Annotated in this window: 12 protein-coding genes; 4 read left to right on the plus strand and 8 right to left on the minus strand. The window is 52.6% G+C overall.

Going from position 1 to position 16,069, the window contains the following annotated elements:
• Nucleotides 1-68: 68 nt before the first annotated feature.
• The 3 genes from GRS80_RS03245 to GRS80_RS03255 form a co-directional block, all read right to left on the minus strand.
• Nucleotides 69-344: a DUF3006 domain-containing protein gene (locus tag GRS80_RS03245; RefSeq protein ID WP_160046314.1), complete on the minus strand. Its 276-nt coding sequence runs from the start codon at nucleotides 342-344 to the stop codon at nucleotides 69-71.
• A complete protein-coding gene (locus GRS80_RS03250) occupies nucleotides 344-1,471 on the minus strand; it encodes a ComEC/Rec2 family competence protein (protein ID WP_160046315.1) in 1,128 nt (375 codons plus the stop codon). The genes GRS80_RS03245 and GRS80_RS03250 overlap by 1 nt, the downstream gene beginning before the upstream one ends.
• 686 nt (nucleotides 1,472-2,157) lie before the next feature.
• Nucleotides 2,158-2,832, minus strand: a complete 675-nt coding sequence (locus GRS80_RS03255; protein WP_160046316.1) for a hypothetical protein — start codon at nucleotides 2,830-2,832, stop codon at nucleotides 2,158-2,160.
• Nucleotides 2,833-3,154: 322 nt separating this feature from the next.
• Between GRS80_RS03255 and GRS80_RS03260 the strand changes: the two genes are divergently transcribed.
• From GRS80_RS03260 to GRS80_RS03270, 3 genes are all read left to right on the plus strand, one after another.
• On the plus strand, nucleotides 3,155-3,496 hold the full coding sequence (locus GRS80_RS03260; RefSeq protein WP_160046317.1) for a hypothetical protein: 342 nt from the start codon (nucleotides 3,155-3,157) through the stop codon (nucleotides 3,494-3,496).
• A 102-nt stretch (nucleotides 3,497-3,598) separates the two neighbouring features.
• Entirely contained in the window at nucleotides 3,599-3,979 is a 381-nt protein-coding gene (locus GRS80_RS03265) for a hypothetical protein (protein WP_160046318.1), read from the plus strand.
• A gap of 859 nt (nucleotides 3,980-4,838) precedes the next feature.
• Complete coding sequence (locus GRS80_RS03270; protein ID WP_160046319.1) at nucleotides 4,839-5,687, plus strand: DNA-binding protein; 849 nt, start codon at nucleotides 4,839-4,841, stop codon at nucleotides 5,685-5,687.
• Nucleotides 5,688-6,675: 988 nt separating this feature from the next.
• Here GRS80_RS03270 and GRS80_RS03275 read toward each other — a convergent pair.
• Together GRS80_RS03275 and GRS80_RS03280 are read right to left on the minus strand one after the other, a co-directional pair.
• The gene (locus GRS80_RS03275) at nucleotides 6,676-7,974 is read right to left on the minus strand and encodes a uracil-DNA glycosylase family protein (RefSeq protein WP_160046320.1); all 1,299 of its coding nucleotides are present in this window, start codon (nucleotides 7,972-7,974) and stop codon (nucleotides 6,676-6,678) included.
• A gap of 406 nt (nucleotides 7,975-8,380) precedes the next feature.
• On the minus strand, nucleotides 8,381-9,019 hold the full coding sequence (locus GRS80_RS03280; protein WP_160046321.1) for a hypothetical protein: 639 nt from the start codon (nucleotides 9,017-9,019) through the stop codon (nucleotides 8,381-8,383).
• Nucleotides 9,020-9,268: 249 nt separating this feature from the next.
• Between GRS80_RS03280 and GRS80_RS03285 the strand changes: the two genes are divergently transcribed.
• On the plus strand, nucleotides 9,269-10,630 hold the full coding sequence (locus tag GRS80_RS03285; RefSeq protein WP_160046322.1) for a GIY-YIG nuclease family protein: 1,362 nt from the start codon (nucleotides 9,269-9,271) through the stop codon (nucleotides 10,628-10,630).
• A 101-nt stretch (nucleotides 10,631-10,731) separates the two neighbouring features.
• On the opposite strand, the gene GRS80_RS03290 is transcribed toward GRS80_RS03285, so the two are convergent.
• The 3 genes from GRS80_RS03290 to GRS80_RS03300 form a co-directional block, all read right to left on the minus strand.
• Nucleotides 10,732-10,968 (minus strand): hypothetical protein, encoded by a 237-nt coding sequence (locus GRS80_RS03290; RefSeq protein ID WP_160046323.1) that lies wholly within the window; start codon nucleotides 10,966-10,968, stop codon nucleotides 10,732-10,734.
• A 677-nt stretch (nucleotides 10,969-11,645) separates the two neighbouring features.
• Nucleotides 11,646-13,028: a hypothetical protein gene (locus GRS80_RS20285; RefSeq protein WP_200840313.1), complete on the minus strand. Its 1,383-nt coding sequence runs from the start codon at nucleotides 13,026-13,028 to the stop codon at nucleotides 11,646-11,648.
• 175 nt (nucleotides 13,029-13,203) lie between these two features.
• Nucleotides 13,204-14,499, minus strand: coding sequence for a hypothetical protein (locus tag GRS80_RS03300; protein WP_160046324.1), 1,296 nt, complete (start codon nucleotides 14,497-14,499; stop codon nucleotides 13,204-13,206).
• Nucleotides 14,500-16,069 lie beyond the last annotated feature (1,570 nt).

A 16,069-nucleotide genomic window follows, 5' to 3' on the forward strand; every position in this document is an offset into this window, starting at 1 on the left:
CGGAACTGGGAGGCTACGTGTGGATGAGAGAACCAACAAAAGTCTCGTGCTGCCGCACCCGGGATTGGTTATTCTTGATCCGATAACTTCGTCGAGAGATGATCAAGGCGATCCTGTGCAGACTTTTTGCGAGACTGTGTAGCATCAGGAAGGTATTCCGCTTCTAAGAGTTCGCTCGCTTCAACAGCGACCTCGAGAACGGCCCCTTCGTGCTGAGCCTCCGGCGGCAACGTCGTTACGTCGATATCAAGTTGTTCGACGGTTTCACCGTTTTCCTCGAGCAAGAGCACTGCTGTCTGTCCGTCGACGATCCGGTCGAGGGTTGCGATATAGGTTTCAGTCATTAGCCGACTAGTGGTGCTGGAGCCACGTCAATCGACTGGGTGAGTGAGGCCTGTGTGTCGTCATCAGCTGGTTTCTCCTCGAGAATATCTGCAGCATCAGTCGAGAACTCGTGTTCTGTCTCGAGTTCTACATCGCTCCCGTCGGTCGTGAGCACGACATCGCCGTGGACGGCGGTCCAGTAGGTTTCGATTCCTCGATCGGCAAAGTCCTCGAGAACCTCGTCATGCGGATGACCGTACTGAGAGTCGTACGCACTTGAGATGATCACCACCTCCGGCGTCACCTGGTCCACGAATGGTGCTGTCGAGGACGTCGTCGAACCGTGATGACCCGCCTGGTATGCATCTGCCTCGAGTTGATCACTGTGTTCGTCGACCATTCGTTGTTCGGCGTCGGCTTCTGCATCACCGGTGGTAAGATAAGAGAACTCACCGAACTCGATACCGAGTGCCACACTGTTAGCGTGGAGGTCTGAGCCCGAGTCACCTACCGGTGGGTTGAGGACGTCGACGTTTGCGTCGCCGAACTCGAAGTGGTCTCCCTCTTCGACGACCAACAGTTCGACATCGTGCTCCTCGATCGCATCGAGATATCGATCGTACGTCTGGCTCGTGTGTGCGACTCCTGAGTCGTATGCTATTCCGATGCCATCACGTTCGGTCTCGTAGTGTTCGATAATCGCATCGTGACCGCCGATGTGGTCGGCGTGCCCGTGGGTCGCGACCAGGTGGTCGATGCGATCGACGTCCTGAGTCTCGAGGTACTCGATCACGCCGGAACCCCCCTGGCGCCAGTCGCCGGAGTCGATGAGCATCGTTTCACCGGAGGGTTCGATCAGGAGCGTGGCGTCGGCCTGGCCGACGTCTATGTGGTGGATCTCGAGTTCACCGTTAACGTCGGGAGCATCACCTGGGTCGGAGTCATCTGCTTCGGGCTCGTTAGTCGCTTCCGAATCAGTTTCGTCCTCATTGACTGTTGTATCGTCTTCGTCGCCGTTTGACTCGGCATCCTCGAGGTCATCATCTGTTTCTACGGGTGTTCCATCGTCGTCCGTTCCAGTCCCATCAGCACAGCCCGCAATGACGAACATTGCTGCGACGAGAACGATCAGAAGGAGTCGTTTCATTACCTTCGTGATGTGGTTACCACTACATGATAGTTCGGAGTTCCGTGGGATGGACCCCAGATACAGAGTTGGCGGATTTTCCGATAACCGATCAGAACAACGGAACCGGGTAGCAAGGATGGTGTGACTAATGGGTGTCAAGGTCAAGCCATCCCTGTCCCCCGCAACTGATCGGTCACGCCAACACTTGATAAAATACCCGATAGTTCTGATAATTGTAAGCGGTAACGGAGTCGGATGGCGGGTGTATGTCACGGTTGGGAGCATTGGTATGGCAGATACGTCCCGGCCCAGCGAGTACACTACTCAATCTCCAATTGTGTGCAGATGGGGTTTTATCCGATTATATAACTTGGTTTGTTTAGGAAAAGCGAGGGTATCATAGAACGATTCGCATGTGTTCTTTTCGCCCCACTCGAACTGAACTATCCGTTCACTATAGCTGCAAGTACTTCACCGAGATGTATGGTACTCTGCTCGATCACAACCGAAGCGACACCGAGTTCGAGAAGGGCCTCGAGGCTGTCGACGACGATGCTTCGATGTGGAAACTCGCGCTATATTGGGCGACCGAACGGCAGTTCTGGAGCCCCAGTAACGGTATCAGGGGTGCAATTCGCCTTGTGACAACCGTAGTGACATCCGTCGTGGCGTTGCTGACGCGACGAAAACATCACTCCCTATATCTAAAGAAGTTTAGTTTCGCCCAGATATATTCGATATTCCATATCATCGTCCGTTTCTTCCATCTTCATATCACTAACTTCGAATCGGTATACACATACAGTATTGGATATTTCGTCGTCATCCGTTATCTCTTTAGACAGCTTCTCTGCAGAGTCTGCAACATCTTGATAAGCCCGTAGTACAACACCGTCGTGAGCCGAAGGTTTCAGTGCTGCTTGATAGTATCTTGCTTGGCCATCAATATCGCTTTGTGGACCTACAAAAGCAGATAAATAATTTTTTCCATTGTACTCAATAATTTCTGGTCCATCAGGGTCATCTTTCTTTTCCTCTGCCTGATCTTCTCTTCTTTCTTCTATTCGATTATTCACTTCAGATTGAACCCAGTCTATCTGGTTTGTGACTAAATTATCCCAGTCACTTTCACCGGCTTTTGGAGAAATCGCCACTTGGTACGTTCCTTCTCCGAACCATTTAACCAGTCCTAACATAGTGGTTCGATACAAATCTTGGTAAATCTTATTTGAATCTGGAACGTCCTCCGGATCCTTCTTCCGTAACAACTCTTTTTCTAAGTCATCGGTGCTAAATCGATCTTCGCCGAATATTTCCCAAGCTTGAATATATCTGTTTGTTATACGCTCGACATCTGGCTTTTGTGACGCTGGGGCCATACATCTATATCTACATATGACCGTCATGAACATTTTCATAAAATATATGATTATAAATTCTGGCGATAGTGTAGATATCCTTGATAAACTTAATAAAATAAATCCAAACATCATTCTGACTATACACTCTATATTCAGCAGACGGTTTTTGGCCTACTTCAAATACATCGATAGCTACCTCGGTAACTGCTTGTCCTGTACTTATCGTTTGTTAGCTAGCCACAGGGAATATACGAACTATTCTGTGACACCCTGTAGGCAAATCGGAAAAATCGGAACCGACCCGGGGACGATTATGACAACGGCGGTCACACCGTTGTGTATGTACGAAGCACAGCGGAGACGACGTATCATCCGGTACGAGCTAAGCAAGCGGTTACTGAAACTCCGCGATGGGAATATCAAGCCGATCGTCGATCGATTGAGCAATGGCTTTCTCGACGGCGAATTGGTCGCAATTCGTAACCAAGGTGATGAGGCACTACTGTACGACAGACGCCGCACGAGCTCGCTCGAGGGCAGGCTACTCAGTTACGACGTCCACGTCCGGACCGATTTGGCTCACCTCTCTTTTAGCGATGAAATCTGGGTCGGTGACGATCTCGAAACGTGGTTTGAAGAGAATTGTGACGATCTAGACTGGGTGTACCATGCGTGGCGATGAACCCTGAAAAAGGCTCTAAAGCTCTGTAAGTGGTCGATCAACTGCCGATGGTTCCATCGTGTATGAGGGACCCTCGAGTCGACCGGCGGGGTAACGACGCCGGTGACCGTCGCACTGACCGGTCACGAGGCCCCCATAGACGTCGACGTTCGATCATCGAAGGACCAGGTAGCGGAAGCGGATGCGAGCGGTGGCGCCAGCATCGACGGCCTCGATCTCGAGTACCTCGAACCGAGAGCATACGAGTTCGAGCTACTGGACAACGACAGACGCGAGACGGGAACCCTGACGCTGTCGGCACTCGAGGACGACGACGAACTGCCCGTCGCCGTGCTCGATGTCGGGAATCCGATCGACGGAGCGACCGTCGATGTCGACACAAGGGAGTGGTGTTTCGGTGTCGAGGTCGAGACGGTCACCTCGAGGACCCACTCGATCTCGAACGGGATCGGCGCGTTTTCGAACGGCGACACCACCGGCTGAAGCGTGCGGATGGTTCCAATCGGGTCTACGAGCTGACCGACGGTATCGTACAGGGTCGCTCCGAACGGCACGAACACGATCCCGCCGGCATCTGCTCGCTGACGTGTTCTCTCGAGCGCGAGTCCACGATGCAGCTTAGACTGAAAGCCCCTGACGCGCTCGAGTCCCGCCACTGGCGAGACGCACGCGTCTCGCTGGCCTTCGCTCGTGTCACTCGCGAAGCCCTCGCTGCGCTCCTCACACAGTTGTGGTGCTTGCGTCGTCGGGGTTTCCCGAGCAACGGAAGGCGTCTGCGCCTTCCGAGCATCGCGAACGCGTTTGCGTTCGCTCAACGCGTCAGCCCCTTTCGATCCCACCCACGTGGTTCGATCGGGAGCTGTCCTGGGCGGTTGAGTGCTCCCCGTTTACGGCCCGCTCCGCTCGTCGCTGCCGTCCGTCGCGTACTCACGGCTCACTGCGTTCGCCGTTCGCCTCGAGGCGCTCCCGGTGGTCGCGCCTCGCATCGCTCGCGACCGACCATTCCGGGCGGGCTTCCGCTCCAGTAGGTGCGGTTCCTGCCGGGCATCTGGTTTCGGCGCCAGCACCAAGCGCGCTTTCGGTTGCGTCTCACTCGCTCCGACCGTCGCTCGCTCGACGGACACGAAACCGGCTTGTGTGCTGGCCGCTCGCTCCGGACGGGTCGAACGCGCGGTGCTGGTTGATCTGCTTCATAGGCGCTCTCGCTCGCGCCCCAGAGGGACGCGAGCGAAGGCGCGAGCGAGAGCGCAACGATGATAAGACGGTCGACGTCGGGAGCCACGGCTGGAGAGTCGTGGTGTCGGAAGAAGACGCCGAGTGAGCGCCTTCGGAGTAAAACGCAATGTCTAGTAAGCAGTCAGTCAGTAAGGTCGTTTCGGTTGATGAACAGGCATACGAACACGAACAAGAGCAGGCTCGCGGAGAGCACGAAGACGTCGTCGACGAAACCCCGGAGTTTCGGGCGACAGTCGAGATGGAGATCCAGGCGAAGGTGGATGCGAACCATCCTGAAGGAATCACGGACACCAGCGAGGAGCGGATCTACGGCGCAACCCTGGCTCAAGAAGAGCGCATTCAGGCTCGAGAGGAGGAACTCGAGCGGATCAGTGCACAGGCCGAGTTTGGGAAACAGGATGGGCGAGCACGGCGTACGCGGAGAGCCGTCAAATCGATGCGGAGTGACGAGCGGGCAGTTGACCAGGTTGATCCCCGAGAGCAACTCGAGTGTGAGCAACTGGCGGCGGTCAATCAGCAGGCACAGCGGGTGGCCGACGACGTCAACGGAGGATACACACGGGCAGTCATCGCAAAGCGGATTGCCAGCCGGGTCCGCGAGGGCACGGAGCTGTTCGAGGCGGTAATGGCGACGAAATCGGAACTTCACCACGAAGCCGGGACGATCGTTCCGATTGGAAGACTCGAGGAGATCAATCGTGGCGAGGTCAGCGTCGAGGGGCGTATCATCGACCTGTGGGAACCTGCGTGTCCGAGCCAGCAGCAGGTTGGGTTGATCGAAGACGAGACGGGACGAACGAAATTCACCATCTGGAAAGCGAGTCGGCAGACGATGGTCAACGAGGATGATCGGGTACGATTCAGGGCTGCGGCGAAGAACTGGTACAATAGTCGGTGCTCGATCGCACTCACCCGGTGGTCGGAGATCGTCTTTCCAGAGCGCGACTTGTGGTAAAGATAGCCGTTCGCGGCCCCTTTTTTGCTGATGTGTGCGATCACCGCCGCCGCCCACCACCTCCACGTTCCGGACTGCTCACGGCCTCCGGCCGTTGTGCGGTCGGGCTTTCGCCTACTTGGTCTTTTGGTGAGGCCGCTCGAGCAGTATCTGTGAGCGCGTGAACCTGGGTTTTCCAACGTCCAATATCGACCGTCGCGACTTCGTCCTCGATCAGTTGTAGCTGATGTCGATACTGAGATATTTTTAGGGTGAGAATTCCCGCGCCAGCAGGCTACTTTTGAAGTTGCCTGGCGTCCCCGTGCTGGCACTGATGTCCAGTGTGTGTAGTGAACTGACGATGCAGTCAGTCTAGGATGGCACAACGATGACGACCACGAAGACCTTGAGACAACTCACTTCCAGATCGAGACTGATGAAGACCTAGTCCACGAACCAGGACGCCTCGAGGCGGAAGCGCCACTGAGTGTTCTGGAGACCTGCCTGCAGCGACTCCCTGGAAAGCTCGAGGAGACACTTGCGGGCTGAACTTGGCTACTCTTGATCCGATAACCTCGTCGAGAGACGATCGAGGCGCTCCTGGGCAGACTCTTTGCGAGACTATGTGACTTCAGGGAGCAACCGACTGAGTTCGCTTCGGTAGCTGGTTGACGATAGCTGGCATCAGGCTGGTCAGCCAGTCAACGAGTAGACAAGCCAGTGTCGGGCGCGATCCAGCTGGCAAAAAACCCACAACAGCGACGAGAACGAAGGAAGAACCCAGAACTGTTTTTCGACGGGGCTATGCTATCGTTCACCTTGGTAAGATGAAGGCTCCGGACGATCAGGACTTCATAACTGTCATCAGTGAGTTTGAGGACGGTGAGTTCGGGTTACCGCTTACCGGGACCGGACCCCTCTATTCCGTCCACACTGCTGACGGCGGGACATACAACCGGCAAGAACGGCAAGGTAAGAAGCAGTAAGCCCAGTCTATCGCGTTACACTACTATACTTTAGAATTCCGTTTTGTGAAGGTTTGAATTGCCTGTCTAATCACGGTGATTGAATTATTCACTCGATCATCCGCGACACGAGTGATACCTTGAGGGTAGTATTGCGATTTATATCCGAAGATTTTGTTCATCGCCTTTCGTGGAACTGAGATTGATTCGTAGTTGATTACTGTATAGATGAGGCTAGACGGAGCGCCACCCCAGAAGGTAGTGCTGACCCACTTCTCGCTATCGTCGAATGTCTTACCGACTCGTCCCATCGAAACGTACTGGCCATTATTGTAGAACAGGAGCAGATCTCCCGGGGTCATTTGCTCGAACGTCCTCCTATTACGTGACCCATCTCTTGTCCCCCAGAAGCGGGCCTCCCTTTGACCTGACAGCTCCGGGGCGCATTCGGGATACTCGGCGAGGTCGACCGGGTCTGCCATGGTCCGCTCGAAGTTTCCGTGGTCAAACGGAACCAGGAAGACATCTCGTGAGGATGAATTCGTACCCCTGGACTTTCCAGCGTTTGAATCGAGATGATCTGATGGCTCCATGTAAGTCTCTGTCTTCGATTCGTTGATACTTGGCTTCGTGGTTGTCGACTTCTTTTCGTCTGTTCGGTGCATATTGCTCCTGGTTTCTGGTCCAGTCAAAGGTTCTTGGTTCTCGTTGAGTACATCCTTCAGTGCCTGTTTTACCACTGGGAGGAATTCCGAATGCTTCACCGTTCGCTGTGCCCAGTGGAGGGTAATGATCACTGGCCAGTCGGTGTCAAATTCACAGCGACCGAAATCTTGGGAGACCTTGAGTCGTCTCGCTTTACCAGCGCTGACACCCACGGCCCGAAGAGTTCGCTCCGTGGCTGCGGCACCGAGGGTTACAATCACTTGAGGGTCGACAGTCGCTATTTCGTCCTTGAGGTAGAACAGACAGTGTTGTGCAGCACTGTTCTTATCGAACAGAGCGGAGCCCTTTTCGTCTTCAGGACGGCATTTTAGCGAGTCAGCTATCCATGCATCATCCAACGCCAACCCGAACGGGTCGAGATACTGGCGTTGAAGAAATCGACCGCCCTTCCAGCCCTGGAACTTCCGGGTGTACTCCTCGTTGTAGGACGCCCAGGTCTCGTACCGGCCCCAATCGATCGAATGACTTGGCTCCTCAGTGACGAACATTACCTCCGCGTCGGGATTCGACAATCCGGGGTTCACACACCATCCTTCCGTGGCTTCGTGGGCGGGACAGGATGCGCATGGACCGTCCCCTTCCTGGGCATTCCGAACGATTTCGTCAGCGAGATTCATAGCTTCACCCCGCTAGAATCACAACTGCACCAGGGACACTGTTTGTCCTCTTCCGATGGTTGGTATCTGAGATCGCACTCATCACAGACTACCAGGTGATCGTCGGTAAACGAAGTGTACTCTGCGTTCAGTACCGTAATGATATGTCCATCAGTACTGACCAGAATGGTCCTGCTGGGCGGATGAAGTTTTGTCAGCCCACCTCGAGTTACGTCACCGACGTAGACCCCCTCGAGCCACGCTTCGGCGAGTGCTGTGTTCTGGAAGTTTCCTCGCTGAAGCCATCTGAGCTTTGCATGGTCTGTACTAATGGGCATGTCTTCGATGCTTCTGGACTGAATGGTCTGGTGGCTCTCGTTTGGGGTCGTTTCTGTGAGGTTTCTGGTTGACATTTGAATCAATCTACTCAGTTCCGCTCAAACTGCTGTTTCGCTTCGTTCACGTTCTCGTTCACCGCTTGCCGACTCACGCCTCTGACCTCTCCCCACTCAGTTTGGGTTAGCTGTAGCGAGGGCGGTAATTCCTCGACCATCCAGTAATCCAGCGTCGCGGCACTCGATCCGAGTTGTTCTGCGAGGAGCTGGAGTTCTGCCTTTGCCACCAACCGTCCGATATCGACTGGTGTCAACTCATAGGCGCCTTCTTCAGGTGGATTGAGATAAGAATTGAATACGTTCTTCTCGCCATCGTCAACGAGGATACGACCACTAATACTGGCCAACCCGTATGCATAGTAGATAATCTCAATCTTCCATGCGACATCCTCATCGATCGCTCGTTCGACCTCAATTGCCCTCGCTGTCTCGAATAACGAATCCTCGACATCGAGTTCAGGATCTGTTACCTTCGGTTCTCCATATCCCTCTAACAGCGTTTTCATCTCCGTAAGATTCTGCCAGTATCCTTCTTCTTCCTCGAGGAGCAATCGCCCATCTTCGTCTAGCGGGCAATCGAATGTCGCTGGTGTTGCTCCGATCTCCAATAGCTCCAGTGCGATACCTCCCATCTTATGAACTGCTTCCAATTGTCTCTCGATAGCAACCATATATTGACTAAAGATATAGAACTATTTAATTCTTTCCCCTCTGTATCTCTTTGATGGTTCTGATAGAAGTACATAGCAAGCTATACTTGACTAGTTGGTGGCAGGATTTCGTGCCTATTGAACCACCACCACCCACCACCTCCACGTTCCGGGCTGCTCACGACCTACGGCCGTTTCGCTGCCGGGCTTTCACCCAAGACTCCAACCGATATTTTATTTTGTTTACCAGTCAAAAGACAGACTAACTCGATGAATAAAGCAGCGCTGTGGGACTCATGGCTTGAAGAAACGCTCTTACATGATCTCCACTCTTCTGAGGAACCAGATCCAGTCCCGCTTTTCGAGACGACTGATCACGGACTTGAAACGAGCAGTGCACTAGGGAGCTACAAGTGGGGAAAGAACGATGGTGAGTACCTCTATCTCATATACCTCTTAGACGAGCCAGTCACAGATGCACAAAGCGTGGTCCCCGTGTACGTGGGTGAATCAAGCAACATCAGCTCACGGATTGGGCAACATTCCCGAAAGATTCGCGACGCGCTCCCTATTACAGCATGGGAAGACAACGACCAGTGGGGAGGTTTTTCGAAATACGATCAGATCGCAGCGGTCGAAGAACGCACAGACGACCCGTTGTACGTCTGGATCATCGACGTCGATGATCTCGAGTGCGGTCCATATGGCTACGAGACCTATCGCCAGGAACTTGAGGCGAAACTCGTTGGATTGGTTCACGCACAGTCTCTGTTCGAACGTATCTTCGCCAATCGCGAATTCGTTCCAAATCGAATTCTACACGAAATCGGAAAAGCGGGCCCTGAGTGGGTAGCAGAGGAAATTACGCCGCGGTCTGCACAATCGGGGACTCACAAACCAAATACAGAAGACGGTCTCCCGACGAAAGCCGAGTGCTGGAGGGCATGGACAGAAGAGTACATCTTAGCAGACATTCAGAGCAATACACGATCGGATCCAATTCCACTTTTTGAAGTGACCGACGATTTGCGGGTTCGAACAGACAATAACGGGGTACTCCAGCGCTCTGCAGAGATCGATGCACGGATTCGCCGTGAAGGACAACAGTGTGTCAATAGCGACGGAATCCATGAGGATGGCTGTGACGGATTGTTGTACGTGATGTACCAACTCAAGGAGCCTGCTTCGGCTGCGACTCCTTCTGATATCGTCCCTCGCTACATCGGTAAGGCAGAAGCATACGGAAAAAAGCGAGAGCTCAGTTCGAATTTTACAGAAATCGCATACGAACGGAACGCGACACGAAGCTTTGCACGATGGGGTGACGGAAACTACTGGCACGTTGGGGAGCTCTCGATGGCACTCGCCGCCGAAGACGAACGCAAGCGACACTGGAAGAAAGCGCTCTTTGAACCAGGCTCACAAACATTATCGCAACGGACGTATCTCTGGGTCCACGCGTGGAACAGTGAAGAAGACACCAGTCCGTATCAAACACCCGCGACACTCGCAGAGGTCGAAGCATTGCTGATCGGGACCGCGTACGATGCGTATCCAAACCATCTCCTGAACAAGAGTGGAACACCAGACGACGCACCGATCAAATTGGAGACGCCAACGTCTGCAGACTAGTAACTGTCTGCCCAATACTGGGCGATCACTATAGAGACAAAAGGGGACGTGCTCTCTTCGATGAGTCATTGCCTGTATAAAACGGTGGTGTCTGAGTATCCTCACTCCGAGTCGGCGTTCGGGCGGGCCTCCAGTGTGAACTCGAGCATTCCAATAGCAGCGATGCAGTCGGGACAGTACGTCCTCGTAACAGCTGCGTAGCGGTCGGCGAGTTCGTGGCAGGGTTCGCTCGAGAGGTAGATCACCCGTTCGGCCGGGATCGGTTCGCCACACCGATCACAGACGAGCTCAGTGAGATCGTCATCGGATCCATTCGCGGGGATCTCGCTGGAGCTCATTCGTGGTTCCTCCTTGTGTGTCGCCACTGGCGACAGAGTGACTGACCACTTTGGATCCGGCTTGAGACCTGTAGACGGGCGCGATTCGGAGGGGAACGGGGACTCAGCCAGGGCTGTAACTGATTGTTGGCGATACTCAACCGTCGTGCGAGACCTTTTTGTCTCGGTAGGAGTAACGAAAGCATGGCAGCCAAACGCCGCGCGTTTGGAAGCCACCGTCTCGGGTGTGGTAGCACCCGGGGCATTTCAATACGCAATGCCCCCGCGTCCGCTGTTTTGGAGCGCGATGGCTTCCATCCCAATGGATGTAACCTACAATAATATAATTTCTGGTGTGTCGGTAATGAAGTTGATTGTCTGAAGGTCGGAGAACGCTCGAGTCAAATAGGATCTGTTGAAATCCTCAGGAGACGACAAGAGGTGAATGCTGAACATAGAGCGTGTAGTCAGTAGTGGCTACCGTTGATTTCGACCATTACAAACGAAGCAGTGGTTCAGCAGCGAGGGATATGGACGAACTCTGATCAACACTAAAAGAACTCTATGAGTGCTGAGAACTTGGATTTGCGAGTACCGCGATTAGATAGATGGGCTTATCGAATCCTTACAACATTCTAATGTTTTCACTGCTGACAAATTATATATCAGAAACAATTCGCAGAAGATTTGACTATTTCTCAGGCCGGATCTTCCTCATATGTTGCTATCACCAGTACCGAGTACTCCTCATCAGTCAGCCAACCAGCCAGCCATTCTTCAGCCCACTCGCGTTCAATGTAGAATGCGCCAACCGCACCGTCAGATAACGAATCAGGATCAGGATCACCAACAGCATACACGAACAGATCGTCCGGTGCTTCGTCCGGATGCTCATCGACAAGCCATGCATAGGCATCAGCGACCGCGCCCAGCTCGTACTCCTCGGCATCGATAACGCCCTCCGTCTGATAGTAGAAATACCACGCCTGATCACTCGAATCAGATATATCTAACACTTCTATGCCGTGCGCTTCTCCAATCATCTCGGCCCACTCAGCTAATAGACCGGTTAATTCGTCGGCGGGAGTTTCATCCTCTGGCTCATATTCTTCGAACTCCCAGGGATCAGCAACAGTGCATACGTTATTCTCGTCCATCGCCCATGATTCTATTCGGCACGTATGACATCCACCATCAATATCAATTGAAGCAGTGTCACTGGATCCACTGATATCGGACACGTCAAGAATCACGTCGGACTGAGTCATCCACCATACGACGCGATCCAAGTCAGTATCGGATGTTGAAACATCGAGTTCAAGAGTTGTAGATTCGTCAGCACCAAGCTCGCTCGTGTCTGGCCGGGAGCCATCGACAGTTGGCGGTTCAGGGCCGTCATCAGTGACCGTTACGTCCCAGCGAGAGGCCGCATTATCGACACTAGTAGTTACAGCTGCGTCCACGGTATACGACCCCTCGGATTTGAACGTGTACGTGAAGTACTCGCGGCCAACATCGTAGAAATATGTGCTGGACCGTGGACCCATCGGCGTCGTGATGTACTCGCCATCGACATACCAGTGTGTGATTCCCTGATTCTCCACCAACTCGTCATCGATTTCGAAGTGAACCCTTGTCTCCGGTTGAACCGTTAGTTCTTGATCACGTTCGGGATACGCGTATTGGCTGTCGAACTCGTCCACACCGAGAACATCGACTGTTATCTCTGCTACGTCCGCCTCGGTTTGAAGTCGGGCTGGAAATGAGTCATCGTCTCGTACCGGATACGTCCGGAACTGCAGAAAATCGACTTCTCGTGTCTCCCTTGCCTCGACGGGGATCGTTCGCTGACTCACCACTTCCTCATCCTCTCCTACGACGAAGTCCAGTTCAACACGCTCATCACCGGATCCATTATTCTCAAGTTCGCCGGCCATATCGAGAAGATCGCCACCTTCCAGCGGAGTGTTTGTCTCGGTGATCTCAACTGAGATGTGATCGGTTGCTTTCCTTCTACGTGACACGATCGGCAAAGCACTGATCCCGGCCCCCGCCCCTATTAGATATTGCCGTCGATTCATGCCCCCAATTACGAGAACCATTAACAACAATCTTACATAGATCGCGTATTAGTTAATTCTCCACAGCTAACGAACCGAATTTGTCACCACACCGAACGTTAGAAATTCGCAACACTTGGCTGCGAGGGACACAATCATTGGTGGATTGGACGTAACGCGGGACCGGAAAATTCTGTTACTGGTGGTCGTCTACTGTCGCGAGCACCAGCTGTAAATATTGCTCACCCGTGATATCACCCTGGTTGTATTGGTGGGCCCACTCGGATTCGATGTAATACCAGCCGCCAAAGGTACCATCTTGTTCATAGACATCAACGGTCAACCAATCAGGTGGGTCCTCACCGTTCTCGACGTAATGGGCGTAAGCTTCCCCGACTTCATCAATCTCCATCCGTAATACATCAACATCACCCCTCCAGTTGCTCGCCACTTGAAGATACCCTTCAACGCCTCCAATAACAGTATTTTCTTCGTAGCTGATGATATCTACATTCGCTGTCTGGTCAAGGTGGGTGGCCCACTCGTCAGCAGTGAGTGCCTCTGAAATCACGTCGTCGTCTTCGGTAGGATGCGGGGTTTCTTCGACCTCCCACGGACTAGCCTCAATAACGACGTTGTTCTCTGTAATCACCCACACGGTAGGGGCAGAACCGCCCTGTGTAACACTTGCTGACGTATCCTCACTTCCGCTGATGTCAGATACCTCTTCGATATCCGACGCACCTTCTTCCCACCAGACGACGCGATCAAGATCGTCATCGGGACTCGCAATATCGAGTTCGATGTCGTATTCCTCTTCTGAGTCCCATCCAATTATCTCTGGACGGACTTCCTCGACAGTTGGCGGCACAACACCGTCAGGATCAACTGAAATCGTCCACTGATACGTATAGTTGTGATCCTCGTTGTCGACAGCAGCAGCAATCTCGGAGATACCTTCATCCGAAAACGTGTTCACCCAGTACTCATAGCCGTTAGGCGGCTCATCTCTTGGATACTGCGGCTCTGACGATTGATGCTCATGCTCGCCATCAAGAAACCAGTGAGTGTTTCCGTAGTCGTCCGGGATGGAATCATCGACTTCAAACATCACATCAGTTTCCGGCTGTACTATTACGTCAACATCGGGATTCACGTACTCTTCACCGAGTTCTTCAACACCGAGCACCTCGATCTCCTGTCGGTCCGAAGTACCTTCACCTCCAACACGGACAGTAAATTCAACATCTGCCGTCACTGGATATACTCGATGCTGAAAGTCGATATATTCTGTTTCTTCAGGGCTAACAGTAACGGTTTCGCTCGTAGATTCGATATCTTCTACAAATAGTTCGATATCGAAGTTACCCAACGAATTCTCCTCGTTCGTTACGCTTGCTGATACCTCGAGGAGGTCGCCGCCTTCAATAGGAGCATTCGTCTCGGTGATATCGATCGAAATCGGGTTTATCTGTCCGAACGCGACCGGCACACTCAGACCGATACTTGCTCCGATATTTGATAGGTATCTCCTTCGATTCATATTACTACCTCTTTGGCCAGATATCGGTCTCAGTGGAATGTGATTGAACCATTGCAGACCCATAACTGTGCCGTGGCTGAATCAACCGATAGAATCTACCGGCCATGACCACCGGCGTTAGGGGCGGTAACATCGCGAACTTGATGCGTGCTCGATTGAGCGTTGACTGATGGCTACATTCATATCCGAGTGTTCGGATAAATTAACGGTGCTAATGCTTCCGGTGAACCAGAACGTCTTCCGCTCACCCCCTTCCATCTGATATGAGAAACTTCTGGTTTGATCAGACTCATGAGGTTCTTCGATGTTATCTTCGTGGATATGGCCGCCTGTTACCGAGACAGCGATCTCCCGAGTACAGTTCGAACAGCTTTGGAACGTGATCGATGACTCATACCACGGATCAGTATCCTCCTGGTGATATTCTTCCGGAAGTTCTTCACACGTGAGCGAGAGTGTTTGACCAACTTCTGTTGGATTCTCTTCTAGACATCCGGGACCTTGGTCCATCGTACTATCTGTATCGAAAGACGAACGGTAGCAGTGTGGAACTTCTGCGTGTTCGATTGATCGTTGGCTAATGGCAATATTCATGTCTGCGGGCTCTATATCTATACCACTGATACTTCCAGTGTACCAGAACGTTTTCCGTTCGCCTGATCCGATGGTATATCCAAGTGTCCTCGTTTGATCGGATTCGTGGGGTTCTTCCTCGTTGTTCTCGTGGATATGTCCATCTGTGATCCGACCCGTCAGATGGCGGCCACAGGTCGAACAGTTTTGGAACGTGATCGATGACTCATACCACGGATCAGTATCCTCCTGGTGATATTCTTCCGGAAGTTCATCGCACGGAAGTGAGAGAGTCTGTCCTCTCTCTGCTAAATCTCCTTCGAGACATTCATTATCTCGAGCCACTGCATTACCCGAGACAGCAGAGAATCCTGCCAAGGATCCCACAGCACCCAGTATCGTTCGCCGATCCGGTTTCGTACCGGTATCATCGGTCGTGGTCATATACTCGCCCTCTGAGCCGTAACTGGCTCAGATTTGAACTGCCCACTACACTCATCTTAATACTTGTCGTATTGATAGATAAATCGGACAATCAGACCCATGATTTGGTCAAAGAATGATAACGATAACACCATGAATATTAGTTGTTTATAAATCCATTAATTTTGTTGCTGGAGAAATTTGGGTCTTGTTATCCTGATATCAAACGACCCTTGGCGGCTGTCTCGAGGTTGCAGAAGTCGAAGTTGCTGATCCTATTGACCTCCCGTCACTCTACAACGATATCGACTCCAAGCACTGAACGAGTTGTTTACGTTACGATCTGAATCCGCTGTCGAGCAGCTCACGTTCGAGTACACAGGGTACTCGATTGTGGTTTACGGGAGTGACGAGGTCCGCTCCATCTAAACGGCTTTGTTGAATCGCTGTAAGGCGGTGGATTTCACTGTTTGACGGCACGTTTGATGTTGTAGACGACACACATCAGAGCGATTTCACGGAA

The sequence above is a fragment of the Natrialba sp. INN-245 genome (genome assembly GCF_009807105.1).
Classification (GTDB): domain Archaea; phylum Halobacteriota; class Halobacteria; order Halobacteriales; family Natrialbaceae; genus Natrarchaeobius; species Natrarchaeobius swarupiae.

What these genes read in the sequence shown, in the direction of transcription:
- GRS80_RS03290 (WP_160046323.1), bottom strand. Translation starts at nt 10,968, where the DNA reads ATGAGCTCCAGCGAGATCCCCGCGAATGGATCCGATGACGATCTCACT.
- GRS80_RS03260 (WP_160046317.1), top strand. Translation starts at nt 3,155, where the DNA reads ATGTACGAAGCACAGCGGAGACGACGTATCATCCGGTACGAGCTAAGC.
- GRS80_RS03285 (WP_160046322.1), top strand. Translation starts at nt 9,269, where the DNA reads ATGAATAAAGCAGCGCTGTGGGACTCATGGCTTGAAGAAACGCTCTTA.
- GRS80_RS03280 (WP_160046321.1), bottom strand. Translation starts at nt 9,019, where the DNA reads ATGGTTGCTATCGAGAGACAATTGGAAGCAGTTCATAAGATGGGAGGT.
- GRS80_RS03250 (WP_160046315.1), bottom strand. Translation starts at nt 1,471, where the DNA reads ATGAAACGACTCCTTCTGATCGTTCTCGTCGCAGCAATGTTCGTCATT.
- GRS80_RS03255 (WP_160046316.1), bottom strand. Translation starts at nt 2,832, where the DNA reads ATGGCCCCAGCGTCACAAAAGCCAGATGTCGAGCGTATAACAAACAGA.
- GRS80_RS20285 (WP_200840313.1), bottom strand. Translation starts at nt 13,028, where the DNA reads ATGAATCGACGGCAATATCTAATAGGGGCGGGGGCCGGGATCAGTGCT.
- GRS80_RS03270 (WP_160046319.1), top strand. Translation starts at nt 4,839, where the DNA reads ATGTCTAGTAAGCAGTCAGTCAGTAAGGTCGTTTCGGTTGATGAACAG.
- GRS80_RS03275 (WP_160046320.1), bottom strand. Translation starts at nt 7,974, where the DNA reads ATGAATCTCGCTGACGAAATCGTTCGGAATGCCCAGGAAGGGGACGGT.
- GRS80_RS03245 (WP_160046314.1), bottom strand. Translation starts at nt 344, where the DNA reads ATGACTGAAACCTATATCGCAACCCTCGACCGGATCGTCGACGGACAG.